General features: G+C 59.2%; 21 protein-coding genes and 1 other RNA gene. 10 read left to right on the forward strand and 12 right to left on the reverse strand.

The features are described 5' to 3' along the window. Positions 1 to 24 precede the first annotated feature (24 nt). From B4U49_RS15355 to B4U49_RS15370, 4 genes are all read right to left on the reverse strand, one after another. Positions 25 to 1338 carry a DASH family cryptochrome gene (locus tag B4U49_RS15355; RefSeq protein WP_078085488.1) on the reverse strand — a complete coding sequence of 438 codons (1314 nt, stop codon included), beginning with the start codon at positions 1336 to 1338 and terminating at the stop codon, positions 25 to 27. Beyond that, positions 1335 to 1490, reverse strand: a complete 156-nt coding sequence (locus tag B4U49_RS15360; RefSeq protein ID WP_078085489.1) for a DUF2256 domain-containing protein — start codon at positions 1488 to 1490, stop codon at positions 1335 to 1337. The genes B4U49_RS15355 and B4U49_RS15360 overlap by 4 nt, the downstream gene beginning before the upstream one ends. Before the next feature lie 27 nt (positions 1491 to 1517). Further along, the gene (locus B4U49_RS15365; protein ID WP_078085490.1) at positions 1518 to 2663 is read right to left on the reverse strand and encodes an acyl-CoA dehydrogenase family protein; all 1146 of its coding nucleotides are present in this window, start codon (positions 2661 to 2663) and stop codon (positions 1518 to 1520) included. A 149-nt stretch (positions 2664 to 2812) separates the two neighbouring features. Then, positions 2813 to 3232, reverse strand: coding sequence for a hypothetical protein (locus B4U49_RS15370; RefSeq protein ID WP_078085491.1), 420 nt, complete (start codon positions 3230 to 3232; stop codon positions 2813 to 2815). 243 nt (positions 3233 to 3475) lie between these two features. On the opposite strand from B4U49_RS15370, the gene B4U49_RS15375 reads away from it, so the two are divergent. Beyond that, positions 3476 to 4726: an OmpA family protein gene (locus B4U49_RS15375; RefSeq protein WP_078085492.1), complete on the forward strand. Its 1251-nt coding sequence runs from the start codon at positions 3476 to 3478 to the stop codon at positions 4724 to 4726. A 75-nt stretch (positions 4727 to 4801) separates the two neighbouring features. On the opposite strand, the gene B4U49_RS15380 is transcribed toward B4U49_RS15375, so the two are convergent. Continuing rightward, positions 4802 to 5863, reverse strand: a complete 1062-nt coding sequence (locus tag B4U49_RS15380) for an AraC family transcriptional regulator (protein ID WP_078085493.1) — start codon at positions 5861 to 5863, stop codon at positions 4802 to 4804. A 236-nt stretch (positions 5864 to 6099) separates the two neighbouring features. Between B4U49_RS15380 and B4U49_RS15385 the strand changes: the two genes are divergently transcribed. Then, the gene (locus tag B4U49_RS15385) at positions 6100 to 6444 is read left to right on the forward strand and encodes a helix-turn-helix domain-containing protein (protein ID WP_239692660.1); all 345 of its coding nucleotides are present in this window, start codon (positions 6100 to 6102) and stop codon (positions 6442 to 6444) included. A 64-nt stretch (positions 6445 to 6508) separates the two neighbouring features. Here B4U49_RS15385 and B4U49_RS15390 read toward each other — a convergent pair whose 3' ends face one another. From B4U49_RS15390 to rpiA, 3 genes are all read right to left on the reverse strand, one after another. Continuing rightward, on the reverse strand, positions 6509 to 6853 hold the full coding sequence (locus tag B4U49_RS15390) for a DUF4168 domain-containing protein (protein ID WP_078085494.1): 345 nt from the start codon (positions 6851 to 6853) through the stop codon (positions 6509 to 6511). Positions 6854 to 7080: 227 nt separating this feature from the next. Further along, positions 7081 to 7704 carry a transglycosylase SLT domain-containing protein gene (locus tag B4U49_RS15395; RefSeq protein WP_078085495.1) on the reverse strand — a complete coding sequence of 208 codons (624 nt, stop codon included), beginning with the start codon at positions 7702 to 7704 and terminating at the stop codon, positions 7081 to 7083. A gap of 20 nt (positions 7705 to 7724) precedes the next feature. Next, positions 7725 to 8402, reverse strand: coding sequence for a ribose-5-phosphate isomerase RpiA (gene rpiA, locus B4U49_RS15400; RefSeq protein ID WP_078085530.1), 678 nt, complete (start codon positions 8400 to 8402; stop codon positions 7725 to 7727). A 162-nt stretch (positions 8403 to 8564) separates the two neighbouring features. Between rpiA and ilvA the strand changes: the two genes are divergently transcribed. Together ilvA and B4U49_RS19145 are read left to right on the forward strand one after the other, a co-directional pair. Further along, entirely contained in the window at positions 8565 to 10091 is a 1527-nt protein-coding gene (gene ilvA, locus B4U49_RS15405; protein WP_078085496.1) for a threonine ammonia-lyase, biosynthetic, read from the forward strand. 343 nt (positions 10092 to 10434) lie between these two features. Then, positions 10435 to 10575, forward strand: coding sequence for a hypothetical protein (locus B4U49_RS19145; protein ID WP_162276141.1), 141 nt, complete (start codon positions 10435 to 10437; stop codon positions 10573 to 10575). A 132-nt stretch (positions 10576 to 10707) separates the two neighbouring features. Here the strand turns inward: B4U49_RS19145 and B4U49_RS15410 are convergent, their stop codons facing one another. From B4U49_RS15410 to B4U49_RS15425, 4 genes are all read right to left on the reverse strand, one after another. Next, a complete protein-coding gene (locus B4U49_RS15410) occupies positions 10708 to 11304 on the reverse strand; it encodes a 5-formyltetrahydrofolate cyclo-ligase (RefSeq protein WP_078085497.1) in 597 nt (198 codons plus the stop codon). A 73-nt stretch (positions 11305 to 11377) separates the two neighbouring features. Then, positions 11378 to 11557, reverse strand: a non-coding RNA gene (gene ssrS, locus B4U49_RS15415) — 6S RNA. Positions 11558 to 11764: 207 nt separating this feature from the next. Then, positions 11765 to 12079 carry a cell division protein ZapA gene (locus B4U49_RS15420; protein WP_078085498.1) on the reverse strand — a complete coding sequence of 105 codons (315 nt, stop codon included), beginning with the start codon at positions 12077 to 12079 and terminating at the stop codon, positions 11765 to 11767. After that, a complete protein-coding gene (locus tag B4U49_RS15425; RefSeq protein WP_078085499.1) occupies positions 12079 to 12282 on the reverse strand; it encodes a TIGR02449 family protein in 204 nt (67 codons plus the stop codon). Before B4U49_RS15425 ends, B4U49_RS15420 begins: the two co-directional genes overlap by 1 nt. Before the next feature lie 336 nt (positions 12283 to 12618). Between B4U49_RS15425 and B4U49_RS15430 the strand changes: the two genes are divergently transcribed. From B4U49_RS15430 to B4U49_RS15455, 6 genes are all read left to right on the forward strand, one after another. Further along, positions 12619 to 13191, forward strand: coding sequence for a UPF0149 family protein (locus B4U49_RS15430; RefSeq protein WP_078085500.1), 573 nt, complete (start codon positions 12619 to 12621; stop codon positions 13189 to 13191). A 19-nt stretch (positions 13192 to 13210) separates the two neighbouring features. Then, positions 13211 to 14563: a Xaa-Pro aminopeptidase gene (gene pepP / locus B4U49_RS15435; protein WP_078085501.1), complete on the forward strand. Its 1353-nt coding sequence runs from the start codon at positions 13211 to 13213 to the stop codon at positions 14561 to 14563. Next, positions 14560 to 15831, forward strand: a complete 1272-nt coding sequence (locus B4U49_RS15440; protein ID WP_078085502.1) for an FAD-dependent monooxygenase — start codon at positions 14560 to 14562, stop codon at positions 15829 to 15831. Before pepP ends, B4U49_RS15440 begins: the two co-directional genes overlap by 4 nt. 76 nt (positions 15832 to 15907) lie before the next feature. Next, complete coding sequence (locus B4U49_RS15445) at positions 15908 to 17143, forward strand: UbiH/UbiF/VisC/COQ6 family ubiquinone biosynthesis hydroxylase (protein WP_239692661.1); 1236 nt, start codon at positions 15908 to 15910, stop codon at positions 17141 to 17143. A gap of 150 nt (positions 17144 to 17293) precedes the next feature. Continuing rightward, positions 17294 to 18322 (forward strand): rhomboid family intramembrane serine protease, encoded by a 1029-nt coding sequence (locus B4U49_RS15450; RefSeq protein ID WP_078085504.1) that lies wholly within the window; start codon positions 17294 to 17296, stop codon positions 18320 to 18322. Positions 18323 to 18328: 6 nt separating this feature from the next. Continuing rightward, positions 18329 to 19546: a hemolysin family protein gene (locus B4U49_RS15455; protein ID WP_078085505.1), complete on the forward strand. Its 1218-nt coding sequence runs from the start codon at positions 18329 to 18331 to the stop codon at positions 19544 to 19546. The last annotated feature ends 63 nt before the right edge of the window (positions 19547 to 19609 follow it).

Below are 19609 nucleotides of genomic sequence, written 5' to 3' on the forward strand. Positions count from 1 at the left end.
CTCTCGCTCTCTTTGAACATCCGGTTACTGTTTGGTGGCATCCGCCAGCCATAGTCGACGGTATGCGCCATCCGGATCGTATTTCTCTGCCTGCAGCGGGATGTTGAAGTGACGGTCGCGGGGATCGTTGCCGACGCCACTGTTGTAGATCCAGTTGCCGTAGTTGCTATGTACGTCGAAATCGATCAATTGGCTCTCAAACCAGGCCGCGCCGGCACGCCAGTCCTGCTGCAGCTCGCGCGCCCAGTAGCTCGCCACATTCTGACGGCCGCGATTGCTCATCCAGCCGGTGGCCGCGAATTCCCGCATATTGGCGTTAACGAAGTCATAGGGTGTGCGCCCCTCAATCCACTCCTTGAGTTTTTCCCTATCCAGATGCCACGGGTACGCCCGATTGCGGATGCCGCTCAGGGCGAATATGCGATCGCCGTGCTTGAGCGAGATATATTTGAAATAGTCGCGCCACAGCAGCTCGAACAGTAGCCAGTAGGTGTCTTCATTGGCTTTGACATCCCGCTCAAAGGCTTTCAGCTGCCTGAAGACTTCGCGCGCCGACAGGCTGCCGTTGGCGAGCCACGGAGACAGCTTGCTGCTGTACTCGGTGCCTAGCAGGCCGTTACGGGTGTGTTTGTAGCGGGTGATATTTTCGCTGTGCCAGAAATAGTCGCGAATTCGCTGGTGTCCGGAGGTGCTGCCCCCGGCAAACGGGAAAGCGCTGCGCGGGTCGGGCACCGGTGGCGCCAGCCCGAGTGCCTCGATACTAGGGAAGTCGGTGGTGTCTCTAATGGCGGTGAGATTCGCTGCGGGGCGCGGGGCGGGTGTTGGCAGGGGCTCGCGGACCGGTAGTGTCTCCTCCGTGGTTTTGCGGAATTCGGTGAACACCTCGGGAACATCGCTCAGCTCGGCAAAAGGGAGATCGTCGGGATGAATCAGAAACTGATCGTAGGATGCGTGTATGGCAACCGAATCCAGTGCTGGCGTAGCGCGCAGTGACTGCAACGCGTTGCGCTCATCGCGGGTCCACTCCTGTTGCAGGTAAATATCGGTAATACCGCGCTCGGCGACCAGCGGCGGTATGGTGTCCACCGGCGCGCCGTGCACAACCAGCAGAGGGATGTTGACGTTTGCCAGCTGTTGCCTCAGGTCTTCCAGGCTCTGCAGGAGAAAGTGTGCGCGGAATTTACCGGTGCGCGGAAATCCGTAGGGATCAGGGACGTAAAACTGGGGATCAAAGCAGTAGAGCGCGACCACGGGTGAGTCGCTGCTCTCTGCACAGGCGCGCGTTAATGCTTCATTGTCGTGGCTTCGAAGATTGTTGAGAAACCAGATCAGTTTCACTGCGCCTCCGCAGTTATCTTCCGGCGCTGCCGACGGCAGCGCTCACTGCAGTAGCGCACGTTGTGCCAGCAGTGTTTCCACTTGCGCCGCCAGGTAAAGGGGCGCCCGCAAACCGGGCATATTTTCGAGGGCAGTTCCTGCTTGTGTTTCATTGACTGCCCCCGGTTTGAAAGGATGAATTATTCCTTCAGCAGGTCTCGGGAAATAATCAGCTTCATGATCTCATTGGTGCCTGCGTAGATCCGTTGTACCCGCGCATCTGCCCAGGCGCGGGCGATGGGGTATTCCCACATATAGCCGAAGCCGCCGTGCAGTTGCATACATTCATCCAGCAGTTTGCACTGGAAGTCCGTGGCGAGGAGCTTGGCCTTGGCCGCGGTAGAGACATCCAGTTTCCTGTCGTAGTGAAGTTCCAGGCAGCGGTCGACGAACACCCGCAGGGCGGTGAGTTCGCTGTCCAGCTCGGCAAGCTTGAACTGGGTATTCTGGAAGGCGGCGATGGGCTTGCCGAAGGCTTTGCGATCCTTGACGTATTCAATGGTCCAGCCGATGGCGGCCTCGCAGTTGGCGATGGCATTCACTGCGACGCTCAAGCGTTCCTGGGGCAGTTCCTGCATCAGGTAAATAAAGCCCTGGCCCTCACCCCCCAGCAGGTTTTCGGCCGGAACTTTGACGTCGTCGAAAAACAGCTCGGAAGTATCCTGGGCTTTCATACCCACCTTTTCCAGGTTGGTACCTTTCTTGAATCCGGGCAGGTCTGCTTCCACCAGGAACAGGCTGACACCCGCGGCGCCGGCGCTGGGATCGGTTTTCGCAACCACCACCACCAGGTCAGCGTGCTGGCCGTTGGTGATAAAGGTTTTGGAGCCGTTCAGTAGGTAGTGATCGCCATTTTTGATCGCAGTGGTACGCACACCCTGCAGATCTGAGCCGGCGCCGGGTTCGGTCATGGCGATGGCGGTAACAATATCGCCGCTGATACAACCAGGTAGGTATTTCTGTTTCTGCTCTTCGGTGGCGTAATTGACGATGTAGGGTACGGCGATATCCGAGTGCAGGCCCCAGCCTATTCCGGTGAGTCCGAGGCGAGAAATCTCTTCATCCACAATGGCGTTGTAGCCAAAGTCCAGTTCCAGGCCGCCGTAAGCCTCCGGAACCTGCGGACAGAGAAAGCCCATGGCGCCGGCCTTGCGCCACAACTCGCGGTCTACCTGGCCATCCTTTTCCCACTGGTGGTGATAAGGGGCAGCCTCCTGCTCGAGGAATTTCTGCACGCTGTCGCGGAATTGCTCGTGTTCGGCAGAGTAAACGGTTCTCGGAATCATGGATTTCTCTCGCTGAATTTATTGTTGGTTGATTAATTAGCTGTCAGGCAATCGCTGCACCTGACATCTCCTTAAGTTAGCCCAACAGCGAGAAGATGGAATGCCGTTACGCGCCAGTCGCAATTGCCATTCCGTTAATCCAGCCGTATTTACAAATGCGTGTTGGCGGCATTAGCGGGCAGGTCGTCCCCTTTGCGTTCCGGCACCGCATAGGCAACGCCGCGGCACTCCATATAGCTGAGGCAGCCACTGAATTCGGTCGTCCCACAGGCCTCCACTACCAGCCCGTTGCCCCCCATTTTCTGGGTGCGCACCTTGAGGTCACGGACCAGTGTGGTTTTGCTGGCCTTGCGTTCGTTCAGCTTGTCCTGGCAATAGGATGCTTCCACAAAGCCCAGGGTTGTGGCGTCGTACTGGCTGATTTCCGAGATTGTGTATTCCCGCACCAGTGTGCTGCTGAGCCGGTCAGAGACGTAGGGGCCGGCGTTGGTATTGAACTGGATTCCATTGCAACCAGCCAGAAAAAGGGCGGTGATGGCGAGTGTGCAGGGGGTTAATTTGTGGTGCATCTGGTCTCCATTATTAGTGATTATTTGCGGTTTCAGATCAAGTTGGATGGTAACGCCTGTGACCGCGTTGTGATATGCAAGTTTCCAGCCCACGGTTCTGGACACCCGGAAACGGGGCCGCTTCGCAGGATTCCACATTCTGATGCATGCTGACACGGTTATTCTGAAATGACCTAACCGGTGGATTTTGCTGCCGTACACTGTTGAGAGTGGTTCCATCGAACACAATCGCGAGGTACGCAAATGGCTGACAATCTTTTGGAAATGGCTGTGCGCCATTTGGGCTCTTCGGGTCTGAGCGCACTGGGTAATGCGCTGGGACTTGGGGAAGACAAGGCTGAATCCGCATTCAGCACCGGTGCGGCATCCGTGCTTGCGGGCATGCTGAACAAGGCGGGCAGCGAGAGCGGTCTGGGCGCACTGCTGAACATGGCGACCAAGAGCACCGGTATGGACCTGTCGTCACCCGGAGATATTTTCGCCAGCCCCGACAAAATGACCAGCCTGCAGGATGTTGGTGGCAGCATGCTGGACTCGGTGTTCAGCAACAACAAAGACGGTGTGATCAACGTCATCTCCAGTGCCCTGGGGCTGGACAGCACCAAGAGCGGATCGCTGTTGCGCATCGCGGCGCCGGTGATCATGTCACTGGTAGGCAAACTGGTGAAAAGCAAAGGCCTGAATATGGAGGGCCTGGCAGCGTTGCTGCTGGGACAGAAAGCCCATATCAAGGATCAGTTGCCCGGCGGGTTGCTGAAGCAGCTGGGAGCCGACAACCTGGATGAGCTGGCCGAGCGCACCGTGGTGGAAACCACCCCCCGGCAGGCTGCGCAAGCTCCGCCGCCGGCAAGAAAGAGCGGTTTTGGCAAATGGCTATGGCCGCTGCTGATTGCGCTGGCAGTACTCTGGGCGCTGAATATGTGTGCCAAGAAAGAGAAAATGGACGATGGCTCGGGCGGTGCGGTGATGGAGCAGGATGAAGTGATCGTGGAGGAAACCCCCACGGACCCGACCCTCGATGGCGGCACCACCACGGTACCCGATACCGATATGTCCACCGACTCGGAAACCAGTACTGACACCGACAGTGCGGATTTCGGGCAATCCTTCCGCGAGTACCTGGACAATGCCAACCGCGATCCAAACCGCGAGTTTGCACTCAATATCGAATTCCCCACCGATGGCAGTATGCCCAATGCCGCATCACTACCAGATGTGCAGACATTGATCAGCATCATGCAGGAAAACCCCGGCCTGTCGATTGCGGTCGAAGGGCACACCGACAGCGACGGTGATGCCGGTGCAAACCAGAAGCTTTCCGAGTCTCGCGCTCAGGCGGTGATGAAGATGCTGGTGGATGCGGGTATCGATGAGGGGCGCATGAAGGCGGTTGGACTCGGCTCGGCCAATCCGGTTGCGGATAACGAGACCGAGGAGGGCAAGCAGAAGAATCGCCGTATTGTGGTGAAGGTGACCTCCTTCGATCAGCAATAAGTTTTCACTGCCCCGAACGGAAAAACCCGCGGTTCGCCGCGGGTTTTTCTTTTGCTTGTTCGCAATATGCTGCGGTCAGCTCCGGTATTTTTCTCGGTAGGCGCCGGGCGCGAGTCCGGTCCATTTTTTAAACGCGCGGTTGAACGCGCTGGGTTCGGAAAACCCGAGGCGCTCGGCAATTTCTGCGACCGCGGTTTCCTGCTGTTTCAGCTGGTACATGGCCATATCCCGGCGCACGGAATCCTTGATGTCCTGCCAGCTGTTGCCCTCGTCTTTCAGGCGGCGGCGCAGGGTTTGCGGCGAGGTGTACAGGCGTTCCGCCACGTCATCCAGGGACAGGTTCTCGATACTGTTGTCCCCCTGCAGCATGCGCCGGATACGGCCGGTAAAGCTGTTGTCGGACTTGTACTGGGTGAGCAGGCACTCGGGCGAGCGGGCGAGGAATTCACTCAGTTGCTGGGCGTCGCGGGTGAGCGGCAAGCTGAGGTAGCGTGTATTGAATACCAGGCAGGTTTCCGACTGCTCGAAGTAGTGCCGGCAGGGGAACATATCGTTGTAGTCTTCGTCGTAGTCCGGTGGCGGAAACGCGAGGTGTACCCGCTCCAGCAGGATGGTGCGGTCGATCATCCAGCTGAAAAAACGCAGCCAGATCACCGCCATGGATTCGACAAAATTCTGGTTGTGCAATTGCTTGGGATTTTCGTGGTGGAAGATGAGCCGTGCTTCCTCACCGTTTTCCACCAGCTTGATATGAATGTCGTCACTTACCATCGCCACAAAGCGGCTGGAGCGCAGCAGCGCTCGGCGCAGGGTCGGGCAGGTGATGGTGGCATGGCCCATCATGGCGAAGGTGCCGGGTAACCAGGGGCGTGCCAGATAGCCGCCGGATTCATCCCCCAGCTGATCCCACAACAGGCGCAGCAGCCGCGCAAGCTGCTCGCGGCCTACCCTGGCATTGGGGGCGGTGGTGGCGACCGGGTCAATACCTGCGTCGCACAGCAGTTGCTCGCAGTCGATACCTGCGGCGCGGGCGCCAGCGAGATGGGCAAATACCGCGCCTGCCAGGATCCCGGGCTCGGCGAAGGTTTTGGCGGGCTGCTCACCGTGCTGAGCGGGGGTTTCAGTTTCTGCAATCACGCTTCCGGTTCCACTATCAGTGAGGAGTATTCGCAGGCTCTGGTCTTACCTGTCTGTGCCCGTTTATTGCTCAAATGGGGCAGGTTTGTGGGGGATTATGCAAAATGGTGCATAAAAAGTCCCGCGCTGTGCGGATTGCGCAGATAACAGCCTGTTTGCAGACTTGGAAGTTCGGGGTGATTGTGTGCTACAAATGGAACAAGCAGTATCCCAAAATTGAGAGACAGGAAGCCTCCATGACCCAGCCTTCAATGACCGACTCCCCCGCCGTCGATCTCAACCCCACCATCTGTCGACGCCTGCTGATCGCCTACCTGATTGAGCGTTTGCCCCGCCCCAACAACCCGGCACTGGAAGAAGTCACCGGCTGGCCGCGGCGCACCATCCAGGATGTGATCGCCAAGGGATTGCCCGGACATGGCACCCGGGTGGAATTCATACAGCAGGGAGTGCGCAATAACGACGGCTATTACGCGCTGCAGGATTGGGGCTCTATCGATGGGGGCTGGGTACGCGCGCACCTGGCGGATATCGCCCGGGTGCTGGAGCTGGCGCCGGAACAGATTCCGGCACCGGAATAATAGGAAGAATCATGTCCGTGAAAATGCCCGGCGAGGTGACGAATTCCGGGCTCACAGCCAGCCGTTATTGATTGGCGGCGGCGCTCTTCAGCATATCATTTACGCGCTGCAGCAGTGCGGGATCGTTGCGGAGCTGGGTGGCAATGCCCTGGTATTCCTCTTTGCTCAGACCAGCACTCTGTACCGCGGCCACCATCTTGGACTGTGCCTCCACATTGATCGCTTCCGCGGCGGCGGCGTCGGCTGCAGATTTGATCTTGGGCGCGTATTCCTGGCTCAGGGTGACGATAGAGCGGTAGGCGTCGGCGAATTTCTGCAGCTGGGCGTCGCTCACGGCGGTTTCTGCAAAGGCACTGGAAACGGCGAGAGCCAGAGCGAGTGCGGCGGAGTAGATGGCGGTCGGCTTCATTGAGCACCTCTCGTTATTGAGAATACGCTTCTGTGCAGTGTGCACGCCCAGCGTTCATTGAGGGCTACAGGCTTTGGCCGGGGAAACTTTGATCAGGTTCGGGATCAAGTCCGCCGTCGCGGCAAAGCGCTGTCTGCAAAGGGTAGTTGTTATTCCGCTGTGTTTGCGCCATTTGCCGCCAGACTGGGCTGGCGGCAAAGAATTTGTGCGCTGGTAGCGGTGCGAATTTAGAACAGGCCGAGGAATTTTTTACGCTTCTTGAGTGACGCCTCGCAACTATTCAGCTGGCGCTGGTAACTCTGCGCCCGCGCAGATACCTTGTGAGCGACTTTCTGTAGCCATTTTTTGTTGCGGTAGGTGCGGCGGTTAAAGCCGCCCTGGCCCTCGTGGTAGGCGAGGTACAGATGGTAGGTATCGTTGGACTTGATGCGGCACTGGCGCTGGCTGGTGTTGTGGTACCAGCCGACAAAGTCGATGGCGTCCTCAAAATCGTCGCGGTCACCGCCGTAGTTGCCGGTGGCGCGCTGATAACTCTTCCAGGTGGTGCCCAGTGCCTGTGAATAGCCATAGGCATCCGACGGGCGCGGTCCGGGGAATATCCACAGGATCTTGGTGCGCGGTGGCTTGGCATCGTGCACAAAACGGGATTCCTGGTGCAGGGTGGCCATCATGGTGGCGATGGGGGTGTTCCACTTGCGCGCGGATTTCGCCGCGTCGTGATACCAGTCGTCCTTCTCGCGGAAGATTTCGCAAACGTTATCGGTGTTGCTGGGCGGTGTGGTGGCACAGCCCGCCGCCAGTAGTGGCAGGGCGAGCAGTGCCAGTTTCCATACGTTATTGTTGTTCGTCATTGGTCCACTAATTGAGGGTCTCAGACTTTCGACTTGATGGTCTTTACACCATCGGCGGTGCCCAGTAACAGGATATCTGCGGGGCGCGCAGCAAACAGGCCGTTGGTAACCACACCGGTAATATTGTTGATGTCGCTTTCCAGCTGCAGCGGTTTGGCGATCTGCATATTGTGCACGTCCAGAATGACATTGCCGTTGTCGGTAGTCACACCCTCGCGGTATACCGGATCGCCGCCGAGCTTCACCAGCTCGCGGGCCACATAGGAGCGCGCCATCGGGATCACTTCCACCGGCAGCGGGAAGTTGCCCAGCACTTCTACCCATTTGCTATCGTCGGCGATACAGACAAATTCCTCGGAGCAGGCAGCTACAATTTTTTCCCGGGTCAGCGCCGCGCCGCCGCCCTTGATCAGTTGCAGCAGCGGGTTGGTTTCATCGGCGCCGTCCACATACACGCGGATGCCGTCCACCGAGTTGAGGTCGTAGACCGGGATACCGTGGGACTTGAGGCGCTCGGCGGAGGCTTCGGAGCTGGCCACGGTGCCGTCGAACAGTCCCTTTTTCTCTGCCAGGAAGTCGATGAAGTAGTTGGCAGTGGAGCCAGTGCCAACGCCAACTATGGTGTCTGCGTCTAGCATGGGGGTGATGTATTCCACCGCGGCACGGGCGACATCCTGCTTGAGTTGATCCTGATTGATGGGCTCTTTCATGGAGGGGAAGGCTTCCTTGTGCAATGTTTGCGATAAAAATGCCCGCTTGCGAAGATTTTTTCGCGCAAAACCGGCTTATCTGTGGCTTTGGTGCTGTGTAGCGATTAGACTGGCGGGCTCCCTAACATCCATCGGCTGCCGATTTCTGTCATGCCCAAGTCCTATATCAAGCGCATTTTAGACGCGCGCATTTACGATGTCGCCATCGAAACCCCACTGGAGCCGATGCGCCAGATGTCCCATCGTCTCGGCAACCGTGTTTTGCTGAAGCGCGAAGACCTGCAACCGGTGTTCTCCTTCAAGATTCGCGGCGCCTACAACAAACTCCTGCAGTTGCCGCCGGAGCAACGTGCGCGCGGTGTGATTGCGGCGTCCGCGGGCAACCACGCCCAGGGCCTGGCGCTGGGTGCCCAGCAGATGGGAGTGCGAGCCACCATCGTGATGCCTTCCACCACACCGGCGATCAAGGTGAATGCGGTGCGCATGCGTGGCGCGGAAGTGGTACTGCACGGGGATACCTTCGATGAGGCGGCGGCGCGTGCCAAGCAATTGGTGGAAGAGCGCGGCCTGGTGTTTATCCATCCCTACGACGATCCCGACGTGATTGCCGGTCAGGGCACGGTGGCCATGGAGTTGCTGCGCCAGCACCCGGGTAACCTGGACGCGGTGTTCATCCCCGTGGGGGGCGGTGGCCTGGCTGCAGGTATGGCGGCGTATATCAAATACGTGCGCCCGGAGATCAAGGTCTACGCGGTGGAACCGGAAGACGCGGCCTGCCTGAAGGTGGCCATGGAGGCGGACAGCCGCGAGCGCCTGCCCCAGGTGGGCCTGTTTGCCGACGGCGTGGCGGTGGCGCAGATCGGAGAGGAGACCTTCCGCGTGCTGCGCGAAACCATCGACGGCGTCATTACCGTGACCACCGATGAAATCTGCGCGGCGATCAAGGACATCTTCGAGGACACCCGCTCCATCGCCGAGCCCGCCGGTGCGGTGGGTCTTGCCGGGCTGAAGAAATACGCAGAGCAGAGCGGTGAGCAGAACCAGTCGCTGGCGACCGTGTGCAGTGGTGCCAATACCAACTTCGACCGATTGCGCTATATCAGCGAGCGCACCGAGATCGGTGAGAAGCGCGAAGCGGTGCTGGCGGTGACCATCCCGGAAAAGCCGGGCAGTTATCTGCAGTTCTGTCGCGACCTGGGCGATCGCTCGATTACCGAATTCAACTACCGCTACGCCAACAGCGGCGAGGCGCATATCTTCGTGGGCATGCAGGTCAGCACCGATGCGGACCGCCAGCAGCTGGTGGCCCAGTTGCAGGAGGGCGGTTACCAGGTGACGGATCTCACCGATAACGAGATGGCCAAGCTGCATATCCGCCACCTGGTGGGTGGACGTGCGCCGGGTATCGATAACGAGGTGGTGTACCGGTTCGAGTTCCCCGAGCGCCCCGGTGCCCTGCGCAAGTTCCTCGATCAGCTGGCGGGACGCTGGAACATCACCCTGTTCCACTATCGCAACCACGGTGCTGCCTACGGACGGGTACTGGTAGGTCTGGAGGTTAGCGAGGACGAGCGGCCGGCGCTGAAAGCGCTGCTGGATCAGCTGCACTACCCGTTCTGGGATGAGACGGAAAACCCGGCCTACCGCTTCTTTCTGTCGCGGACGCGGAAGGACTGATCGCGCGCCAGTGACGGCTGATGTGCAAAATGTGCTGCGGTCGTCATTTTTCGCGATGAGTAGATCACCAGATTCGATCTGTCGAACTTGCAATTCTCAAAATGTGAGGGTTTTCTCAAAAAAAGACGCTTGACGGGTTACTATTTGGCCATCAATCGAGTATCTTTTGATCGCTGTTTGGTCACAATGAGGCTGACGGGAACGGACAAATCGATGGGTTTTTTCTCTCATCGACGGGAACTTTCCGGCAATCTCGGGTCCAAACCAGCACTGGCGGCGCAGATCGCCAGGATTAAAAAGAGATCGAAAAAAACAAGAATTCCAATCTTACAGGATGGTCCCCATGAAACCCGATGCATTGACACTCGCTGTAGTTGTCTTTGTTGCGGGCGTACTGCTGAGTAGTTCCGGTCTGACCGAAGTGTTCTCCTCCGATGAGGAAGAGGCGCCGGCAGCCCTGCAGCAGGGAGTGGTCACTCGCTGATCCCTTCGCCCGCCGCTGGCTGACGCCAAATCAAAAAAGCCGAACCCTGGAAACAGCGGTTCGGCTTTTTTGTGCCTGTCGAATACAGGAGGCTTCCTGTTTTCTTTCCGTTATCAACAGTTGACCGACCGGTTACCGACAGCGGTAGAGGCGTTCGTCAGTGGCCACCAGGGTCAATGGAATATCCCAGCTCTCTACCGGCAGGTGTGCCACGCACTGCAGCTGGTGGGCAATCCCCACCAGTTTGGGACCGCTGCCCGGGTGCAGATGCTTGAACGCGAAAGTGCGGTCATAGTAGCCGCCGCCCATACCCAGGCGTGCGCCACTGGGATCAAATGCCACTAGCGGCAGCAATACCAGATCCAGCTGTTGCGGGTTTCTGGGGTGGCTGCGCCCGATCACAGGTTCCGGTATGCCGTAGCGATTGCGGTAGCGCAGTGTGGCTCCGGGCCAGTGCAGGAAATTCATGGTCGTGCGGGTGGCGCGGGGCAGGGCGGGCAGGTAGAAGCGCTTGTGCGGGAATCGTCGCAATAACGGGCGCGGGTCTATCTCCCCATCCGAGGGCCAGTAGAGGCCGATATGACGGGCGCGCTTGAGCTCCGGGCAAAGAGCCAGGCGCACGCACAGTCGCCGGCTGGCAAGCCGCTGCTGATTGGGGGTGAGTGCCCGGCGTGCGGCGCGAATCTTTCGGCGCAGCTGCTGCTTGGATTGCATGGAGGAGTTGGGCATTCGGATACTGTTATCGGCGCGGGGCTTTTGGGGTCCGGCTTGGTCAGATTCGACCGGAACAGGGAGGGAAATCAGGTGCCCCGAAAATGCGGCTGATGACATAGCCTTGAACCGTAAGGCTCAAGGTGGGGGTTTCCGGAATGCATAAGGCTTTCCGCTACGTGGCGGACTTGCACACCAACATCCGCTGGGAACCTCCAGGGTAGAATTATCGGCTCAGGACATAGTCAACTGGCCAACACTTCAGGGCGAGGGGGAATTATACCTCTTACTGCCACACTTGGCTAAACGCACTTTCGCGCCAAAATGTGCTTTTTAACGATAGTCAAGTTGTGGATGTCGCCGCCGAGGCTTGCCTGGTCACGGGAAGAAGCGACGGCACTGATGTTTCAACGGGTGGGAGATTTGCGGGTACTTTAATTACGGGTACGTTAAATGCTGTACCCGCGAGTGTTTGTGCTTACAGGTTGTCGAATTTTTCCAGCGCGGCCTGCACTTTGTCGTGCAGGCGATCGAGCATATCGTCTTCTACCGGTTGGCGCGCGAGGTCGGCTTTGGCCTGTATCAATTCGTGGGCAATATTCAGTGCCGCCATTACTGCAATACGCTCGGCACCGATCACTGTGCCGCTGTTGCGGATTTTGGCCATGCGTTCATTGAGCAATTTTGCAGACGCCTGCAGGCCGGGCTGCTCTTCTTCCGAGCAGGCGACACGATACTCTTTGTCGAGAATCGTTACTGCGACCGTGGCTGAGTTGTGCGGTTTACTGCTCATCAGTTATCTTGGCCCAGGCCCTTGAGTCGGTTGATCATGGTTTCAACCCGGCTGCGGGCCACTTCGTTGTTTTTAATCAGCCGCTGGCGCTCGCGTTGCCACTGGCCTTCCTGCTCGCGCAGGGCGCGATTGTCTGCGGCCAGCTGCTGGCACTGCTGCAGCAGTGAGTCCAGCTTGAGTTCTAACGCCTGTATCTTATCCATATATCCTGCGTGTTCCGTGGTCCGCCCACTCCTGCCAACGTCCTGTGACCTGCGCAAGTCGGGGGATTCCGCTACTATATTGCCGGTGTATTTGGGGGTCAATTGTCCCCAGTGTCTATATGACGCTCAACTAAGCGGCCGCCAGCCATTATTTCACCAGTTTGGTGATTTATTCGCACATCCGGTGGGGAAAGCCTATTGGTACGCCTGATTGTCGGCGCTGACCGGCAGTTTTTCCCGGGCGCCGTTCAAATTTTCAGCACAAGGTGAATTATTTCGTGGCAAAACCGCCGTTCCGGCGGCCGCGACAGTTCGCCCATGTAACCAGGAGTTTTTATGTCCGCAGTGCAGGTTTCGTTCGATGATCTCGCCAACCAGATCGTGGCGGCGGGAGGCAAAATCGGACCGAGCGAGTTGCACGGTTTTATCTGCGGCCTGCTCGCGACGGGTACGCGTCCGGATAAAGCCCGCTGGCAAAAGGAGATCGCAGAGTTCCTGGATCTCGATGCGCTGCCCGCAGACCTGACCCGCGATGGACTCTTGTTGGCGGAACAGAGCCTGCGTGAACTTTCCGATAAAGATTTTTCTTTTCAGCCTTTGCTCAGCGCCAGCGATGAGCTGGCCGAGCGCGGGCAGACGCTGTGCCTTTGGTGCGAAGGCTTTTTACATGGATTTGGTATCGGCAAATATTCCGGTGAACTGCCGCCCACGAGTAGTGAGGCGCTTAAGGACTTTGCCGAAATCGCCCAGCTGGATGCGGGGTCCATGGAAAACGGTGCAGAGCAGGAAAGCCAGCTGTTTGAAGTGCAGGAATATGTACGTATGGCGGCCCTGAACATTTTTGTCGAGTGCAATGCACCTCCCCAGCAAACCGGCGGCGACAAGCCCGCGGGCCCGACTTTGCACTGAGCGTATTGCGGTCACCGTCATGAATATTTCCAAAGCCGAGTATGCGCGCCGTCGGCAGCGCTTGATCGAAGGGCTGGACGGCAACAGTCTCGCCATTGTGCCCGCTGCCCGCGAACAATTGCGCTCGCGCGATACCTATTTTCCATTTCGCCAGGACAGCGACTTCCTGTACCTGACCGGTTTTGATGAGCCGGAGTCCATGCTGGTGCTGGTGCCGGGGCGCGAGCAGGGAGAAACGCTGCTGTTCTGTCGCGAGCGGGATGCGGAAAAAGAAATGTGGGATGGACCACGCCTTGGGCCGGAGCGCGCGGCGGAACAGTGTGGTCTTTGCGATGCCTTTCCTATCGGCGATCTCGACGACATTCTTCCGGGACTGCTGGAAGGGCGCGATTTTATCTATTACACCATGGGCCGTTTTCCGCAGCTGGATCGGCGACTGCAGAGCTATCTGCAGGCCATTGACCAGGCACCCGGTAATACATCTGGCGCGGGGGGAAATCGTGCGCCGGAAATGGTCAGCCTGGACCCGCACCTGCATGACCTGCGACTGTTCAAAAGCGCGGCGGAAATCCGTCTGATGGCGCGCGCTGCGGAGATCAGTGCCGAGGGACACCGACGTGCCATGCAGCGCTGCCGCCCGGGTGTGTACGAGTATCAACTGGAAGCGGAACTGTTGCATTCCTTCGCCCTCGCCGGTGCCCGCGAGCCCGCCTATCCGAGTATCGTCGGTGGAGGCCGCAACGCACTGGTGATGCATTACATCGCGAATAACGCCGCGCTTAAAAATGGCGATCTGGTACTGATCGATGCCGGTTGCGAATATCGCGGCTATGCAGCCGATATCACGCGTACTTTTCCGGTCAACGGTCGCTTCAGCGGACCGCAGCGGGCAGTCTATGAAATTGTGCTCGCCAGCCAGCAGGCGGCGATTGATAAAATTGCTGTGGGCAACGATTGGGATCAGCCACACCTCGCCAGTGTGGAAGTCATCGTACGTGGCCTGAAAGATCTCGGGTTGCTGCAGGGAGACCTGCACGGACTGATCGAGTCCGGAGCCTATCGCCGTTTTTACATGCACAGGGTTGGGCACTGGCTGGGCATGGACGTACACGACGTGGGTGACTACAAGGTGTATGGCCAGTGGCGCCAGCTGGAGGCCGGAATGACCATGACGGTGGAACCGGGAATTTATATTGCTGCGGAGGATGCCGGGGTACCGGAAAAATTCCGCGGTATCGGAATCCGCATCGAAGATGATGTGGCGCTTTACAAAGATGGCCCGCAGGTCCTTTCCGCAGCGGCGCCAAAAACCATTGCCGACATCGAATACCTGATGCGCGAGGGCGATCTGGTCCAGGAGGCGCTGTTATGACCTCGATTGAACAAACAACTGTGAGCGGGCAAGCGGATATCGCGATTGTCGGCGGCGGCATGGCCGGCGCCTGCCTGGCGCTGCTGTTGTCACATCACTGCCCCGGATTGAAAGTTTCCCTGCTGGAGCGTCAGCCGCTGCCGAACAGCGATGCCGCGCTGAACCTGCCGAGCTTTGATACCCGCGCCACCGCCATTGCCGCTGGCAGCCTGCAGATTTTTGAGCAGCTGGGCCTGTGGCAGCAGTTGCGCGAGTATGCGGCACCGATCACCCGGGTACAGGTATCGGACCGCGGGCACACCTTAGGCGCGAGCCTGTATGCCGATCGCGAGGCTGCGGCAAGTTTTGAAGGGATGCTCGGGGCGGTGATTGAAAATGCTGCCCTCGGGCCGCTGCTCTATCGCGCCCTGAGTGATACTCAAGTGGAGGTGCTGGCGCCGGCGGATGTGGAGCGGGTGACCATGACCGCATCGGGGGCGAGTATCGCGTGGCGCGATGGGGCGGGCACAGAGTCCGTGCTCAATACACGCCTGCTGGTGGTTGCCGATGGCACCGGCTCACCACTGTGTCGCCAGTTGGGGATCGCCAGCGAAGAAGTGGATTATCACCAGCAGGCCCTGGTCACCACCGTCGGCCTGCAGCGCGACCACGGCGGGGTGGCCTTCGAGCGCTTTACCGATTCCGGCCCTATGGCGCTGCTGCCGCTGCCCCGACGTGACGGTATGCACCGCGCAGCGCTGGTGTGGACCGGTGAACCGGGGGAAATGGAGCGGCTGGCGTCGCTGCCAGAGGCGGAGTTTATTTGCCATCTGCAGCAGGTGTTTGGCTGGCGCGCCGGACGCCTGGTGCGTGCCGGCAAGGTACAGGGTTATCCGCTCAAGCTGTCCCTGGCGCGCGAGCAGGTGCGGCGCAGCGTGGTGCTGGTGGGCAACTGTGCGCACTTCCTGCATCCGGTGGCTGGACAGGGGTTTAACCTGACCTTGCGCGACTGCGATGGCATCGCCCGCGCCATTGGTCGGGCAATGGCAGAGAAAGGCACGGATTTCGGGCAAGCCGGCCCCGGCGAGCTAGACTTACTTCAGGCTTATTGGCGCGAACGTCAACATGACCAGCAGCTGACCATCGGTTTCAGTGACCGCATTCCACCGCTGTTTGCCTCCCGCAGCCTGCTGCTCAGTGGGCTCAGGCAGGCCGGAATGCTCGGTCTCGCCCTGGTTCCGGCCCTGCGTGCAGGGTTTGCCAGACAAGCAGCGGGACTTGCGCTGTAAGCACACTATAACGGTGCAGCTGTATCGGCCGTGGATATCCGGCCACTCAATCAAATTTTCCGGGGAGCAACTGCCTATGAACAGACAGCGGATGGACGTAACCATCGTCGGAGGTGGCATGGTGGGGATGGCGCAGGCGGCAGTGCTGGCCGTGCGACACCCGCAATTGCGTATATCGCTGCTGGAGGCATCCAATGTAGACCCGCAGGTACGCGAGGACAGTTACGACGCCCGGGTTGTTGCCCTTACCGAGGCATCCCGCGCACTGTTGGAAGAGGCTGGCGCCTGGCAGCGGATCGCGGGCAAGCGGGAATGTCCCTACACCCAGATGCGTGTCTGGGACGCGGAAGGCACCGGCTCGGTGTGGTTCGACTGTCGCGATGTGAAGCTGCCGAATCTCGGCCATATCGTGGAAAACAGCGTGATTCTTGCCGCCCTGCGCGAGCGTATCGAAGAACTGGACAATGTGGACCTGGTTACCGGGTTCAAGCTGGAAAGCTGGTGGCGGGACTGCGGTCTCTGGCATCTGCAATCGCGCAGCCCGGACCGGGACTCGGTGGAGGGTCTGGACAACCAGTCGCCCGTATTGACCACGCGCCTGTTGATCGGCGCCGACGGTGCCCGCTCGCGGGTGCGCGACCTGCTGCGCATTCGTACCCGGGATGTGGAGTATCAGCAGACCGCGCTGGTGTGCGTGGCTCGTTGTGAGCAGTCTCACCAGTCCACGGCCTGGCAGCGATTTCTGGATACCGGTCCGCTGGCATTCCTGCCGCTGGCGGGGCTCGGTGACGATCGCCACTGTGCGGTGGTGTGGTCCGCAGACGACAGTCTCGCCCGCGAACTGGTGATGCTGGATGACAAGGCGTTTGCCCTGAATCTGGAAAAGGCATTCGAGAGTCGCCTCGGCACCATTGAATCCGTCAGCGAACGGTTTTCCTTTGCCCTGCGTGCGCGTCATGCAGAATCCTATTTTGGTCCCGGCGCGGTGCTGATCGGCGATGCCGCACACAGCATTCATCCACTGGCCGGACAGGGGGTCAACCTGGGGTTGATGGATGTGGCGGTGCTGAGCGAGGAAATCGATCGTGCACTCAAACGGGATATTTCCCTTGCGCACGCATCGGTGCTGTCCCGCTACCAGCGCCGTCGCCGCAGTGAAAACGCGGCAACGTTGAAGGCCATGAGCACCTTCAAGTCCCTGTTTGGCGCCGGTGACCTGCACTGGCGCTGGTTGCGCAATACCGGCCTGAGCATGGTAGACGCCAGCCCTCTGCTGAAAAAACGGATTATCATGCGCGCCATGTCGGTGTAATGATTGCATTTCGTCGGCATCGCACTGTAACCCCGAAAACGCGGCAATCCTGCCGCGTTTTTTGTGTTCCCCGGGCTGCCGGAATCTCGCCGGGAAATTTGTTAGAGTCGCGCGTTCAAACTTTTTGCTTTTATCCGAGTAGGCCCGCGTTTGAGTAACTGGATTACCGTCTGTGAATTTCCGCTGAGTAAAGACCTGTCACCGGTGGCGGAATTTATTCGCCGCCATCAGTTGCCCCTGCGTATCAGTGAGGAAAACAACCTCCAACGAGTTGCGAGCCTGGCGCCGCAACTGGTGGAACCGATGAAGCAATTGCTCGAGCGCTGGCAGGCAGGCGAAGTGGATCTCTCCCGGATTCAGGTACACACCTACGACGAAAGTGCACCCGCAGACGCCGGGGATGCCGAACAGCCAGTGCAACCCGAGCCCGCCGGTGAAGGTGATCGTGAAGCTGGTGAGAGTCGGGAATCCGAAGCCCAGGCCATGGCGCCGCCTTCTGTGATTCCCCAGTGGCCACTGCGGCAGACGCCGTTGAGTATCCTGTTGATCGCTCTGTGTTTTATCGGTTGGCTGATGTTGCGCCAGGGCTGGGCGGAGCCGCTGGTGATTTTTCCGCAGAAACCGGGGGATTTTGATCTGTCCGGTTCGTCGCTGGCCTGGCATCTGTCGCGGGGAGAATTCTGGCGCCTGTGGACCCCGGCGATGGTGCACTTCTCTCTACCGCACGCGCTGTTCAACGCCCTTGGTATCTGGATTATTGGCCGTGCGCTTGAGGCGCGTGCGGGCACCCTGTGGTTTGCGGTGCTGGTATTGCTGAGTGCGCCGGCGGCCAACCTGGCGCAGTATGTGTGGGCGCCGCAAAACCTGTTTGGCGGTATGTCCGGTGTGGTGTACGCGTTGATTGGTGTGGCTTTTGTTATTCAGCGCTGGCAGCCCGACTGGCGGGATGTACCACCGCCGCTGGTGTGGATGGCTGTAATCTGGCTGCTGGTGTGCATGGTCGGCGTGGTGGATTATTTTATTCCCGGCGGTATCGCCAATGCCGCGCATATCGGCGGCTTTGCCGCGGGCCTGTTGCTCGGGCTGTTGTTCTGTAGTGCAGGGGGGGCGCGGCGCTATTTCTCAGATGCTCGCGCGCCTGCACAAACCAAAACCACCGTCTCTGGCAAAGAATTCTGATCGCCCATGGTTCTGCTGATTGTTTACGTCCTTATTGCACTGGGTTTTTCTTTCCTGTGTTCCATTGCCGAGTCGGTGATACTCAGTGTCACCCGTCCGTATGTGAGCCTGATGGAGCGGGAGGGACACAAGTCCGGGCGCCTGCTGCGCAAGCTGAAGGAAGATATCAACGCGCCGCTTGCCGCAATCCTCACCCTCAATACGGTTGCGCACACCGTGGGGGCCGCCGGTGCCGGTGCCCAGGCCGCAGCGGTTTTTGGCAACCATTATCTCGGCATCGCGTCGGCGGTGCTCACCCTGCTTATCCTGGTGTTTTCCGAGATCATTCCGAAAACTCTCGGTGCGGTGTACTGGCGGCAACTGGCGCCGGCCACCGCCTACGGCTTGCGTTATCTGGTTATTGTGCTGAAGCCGTTTGTCTGGCTGTCAAACTGGTTAACCCGGGGGCTGGCCCACGGGCCGACCCTGACCGGGTTCAGCCGCGAGGAGTTCGCGGTGATGGCGGAGATTGGCGAGGCGGAAGGGCAATTGGAGCGGCACGAGTCCAGTATTCTGCACAACCTGTTTTTCACCCTGCGCGACCATACCGTGCGCGAGGTGATGACACCGCGCACGGTGGTGTACTCCCTGTCTCAGGAGTTGACCATTGAGGAGGCCTACGAGCCGGTGGAAAAAAGTCGTTTTTCCCGTATCCCGGTTTACGAGAAGGACGATCCCGATCTGGTGGTGGGGTTTGTGCTCAAGCAGGACCTGTTGCAGGCCTACGCCCGCGGCGAGCGCGACGAGAGCCTGCGCAGCCTGCGCCGCGACCTGTTAATGCTGCCGGAAACCGCGGCGATTTATCAGGTGTTTCACAAGATGCTGTCGCGGCGGATTCAGATCAGTGCGGTGGTGGATGAATACGGCAGCCTGGAAGGCCTGGTTACCCTGGAAGATATTCTCGAAACCCTGTTGGGGGAGGAGATCGTCGACGAGGCAGACAAGACGCCGGATCGCCAGGAGCTGGCCAAGCGACTGTGGCGTTGGCGGTCCAAGCGCTATGGCCTGCGGGTGGATGAATCTGCGCAGCGGGAACAGGCGGGCGAAGAGCCCCAGGACCAGCTGCGGGAAACAATCCAGCGGCAGTTGGATGAGATAGATGGCACCACCTCGGAACGCGATGATAATGCCGAGCGGGATGCCGAATCTTCCGGCGAAAAAGACGATAACAATGACGTCAAATAGTTGAGCCAACCGGTTTTGTGCCAGCCGCTGGCGCGAATGCTGACCTCAATTCTCTAACGGTTC

The sequence above is a fragment of the Microbulbifer mangrovi genome (genome assembly GCF_002009015.1).
GTDB lineage: Bacteria > Pseudomonadota > Gammaproteobacteria > Pseudomonadales > Cellvibrionaceae > Microbulbifer > Microbulbifer mangrovi.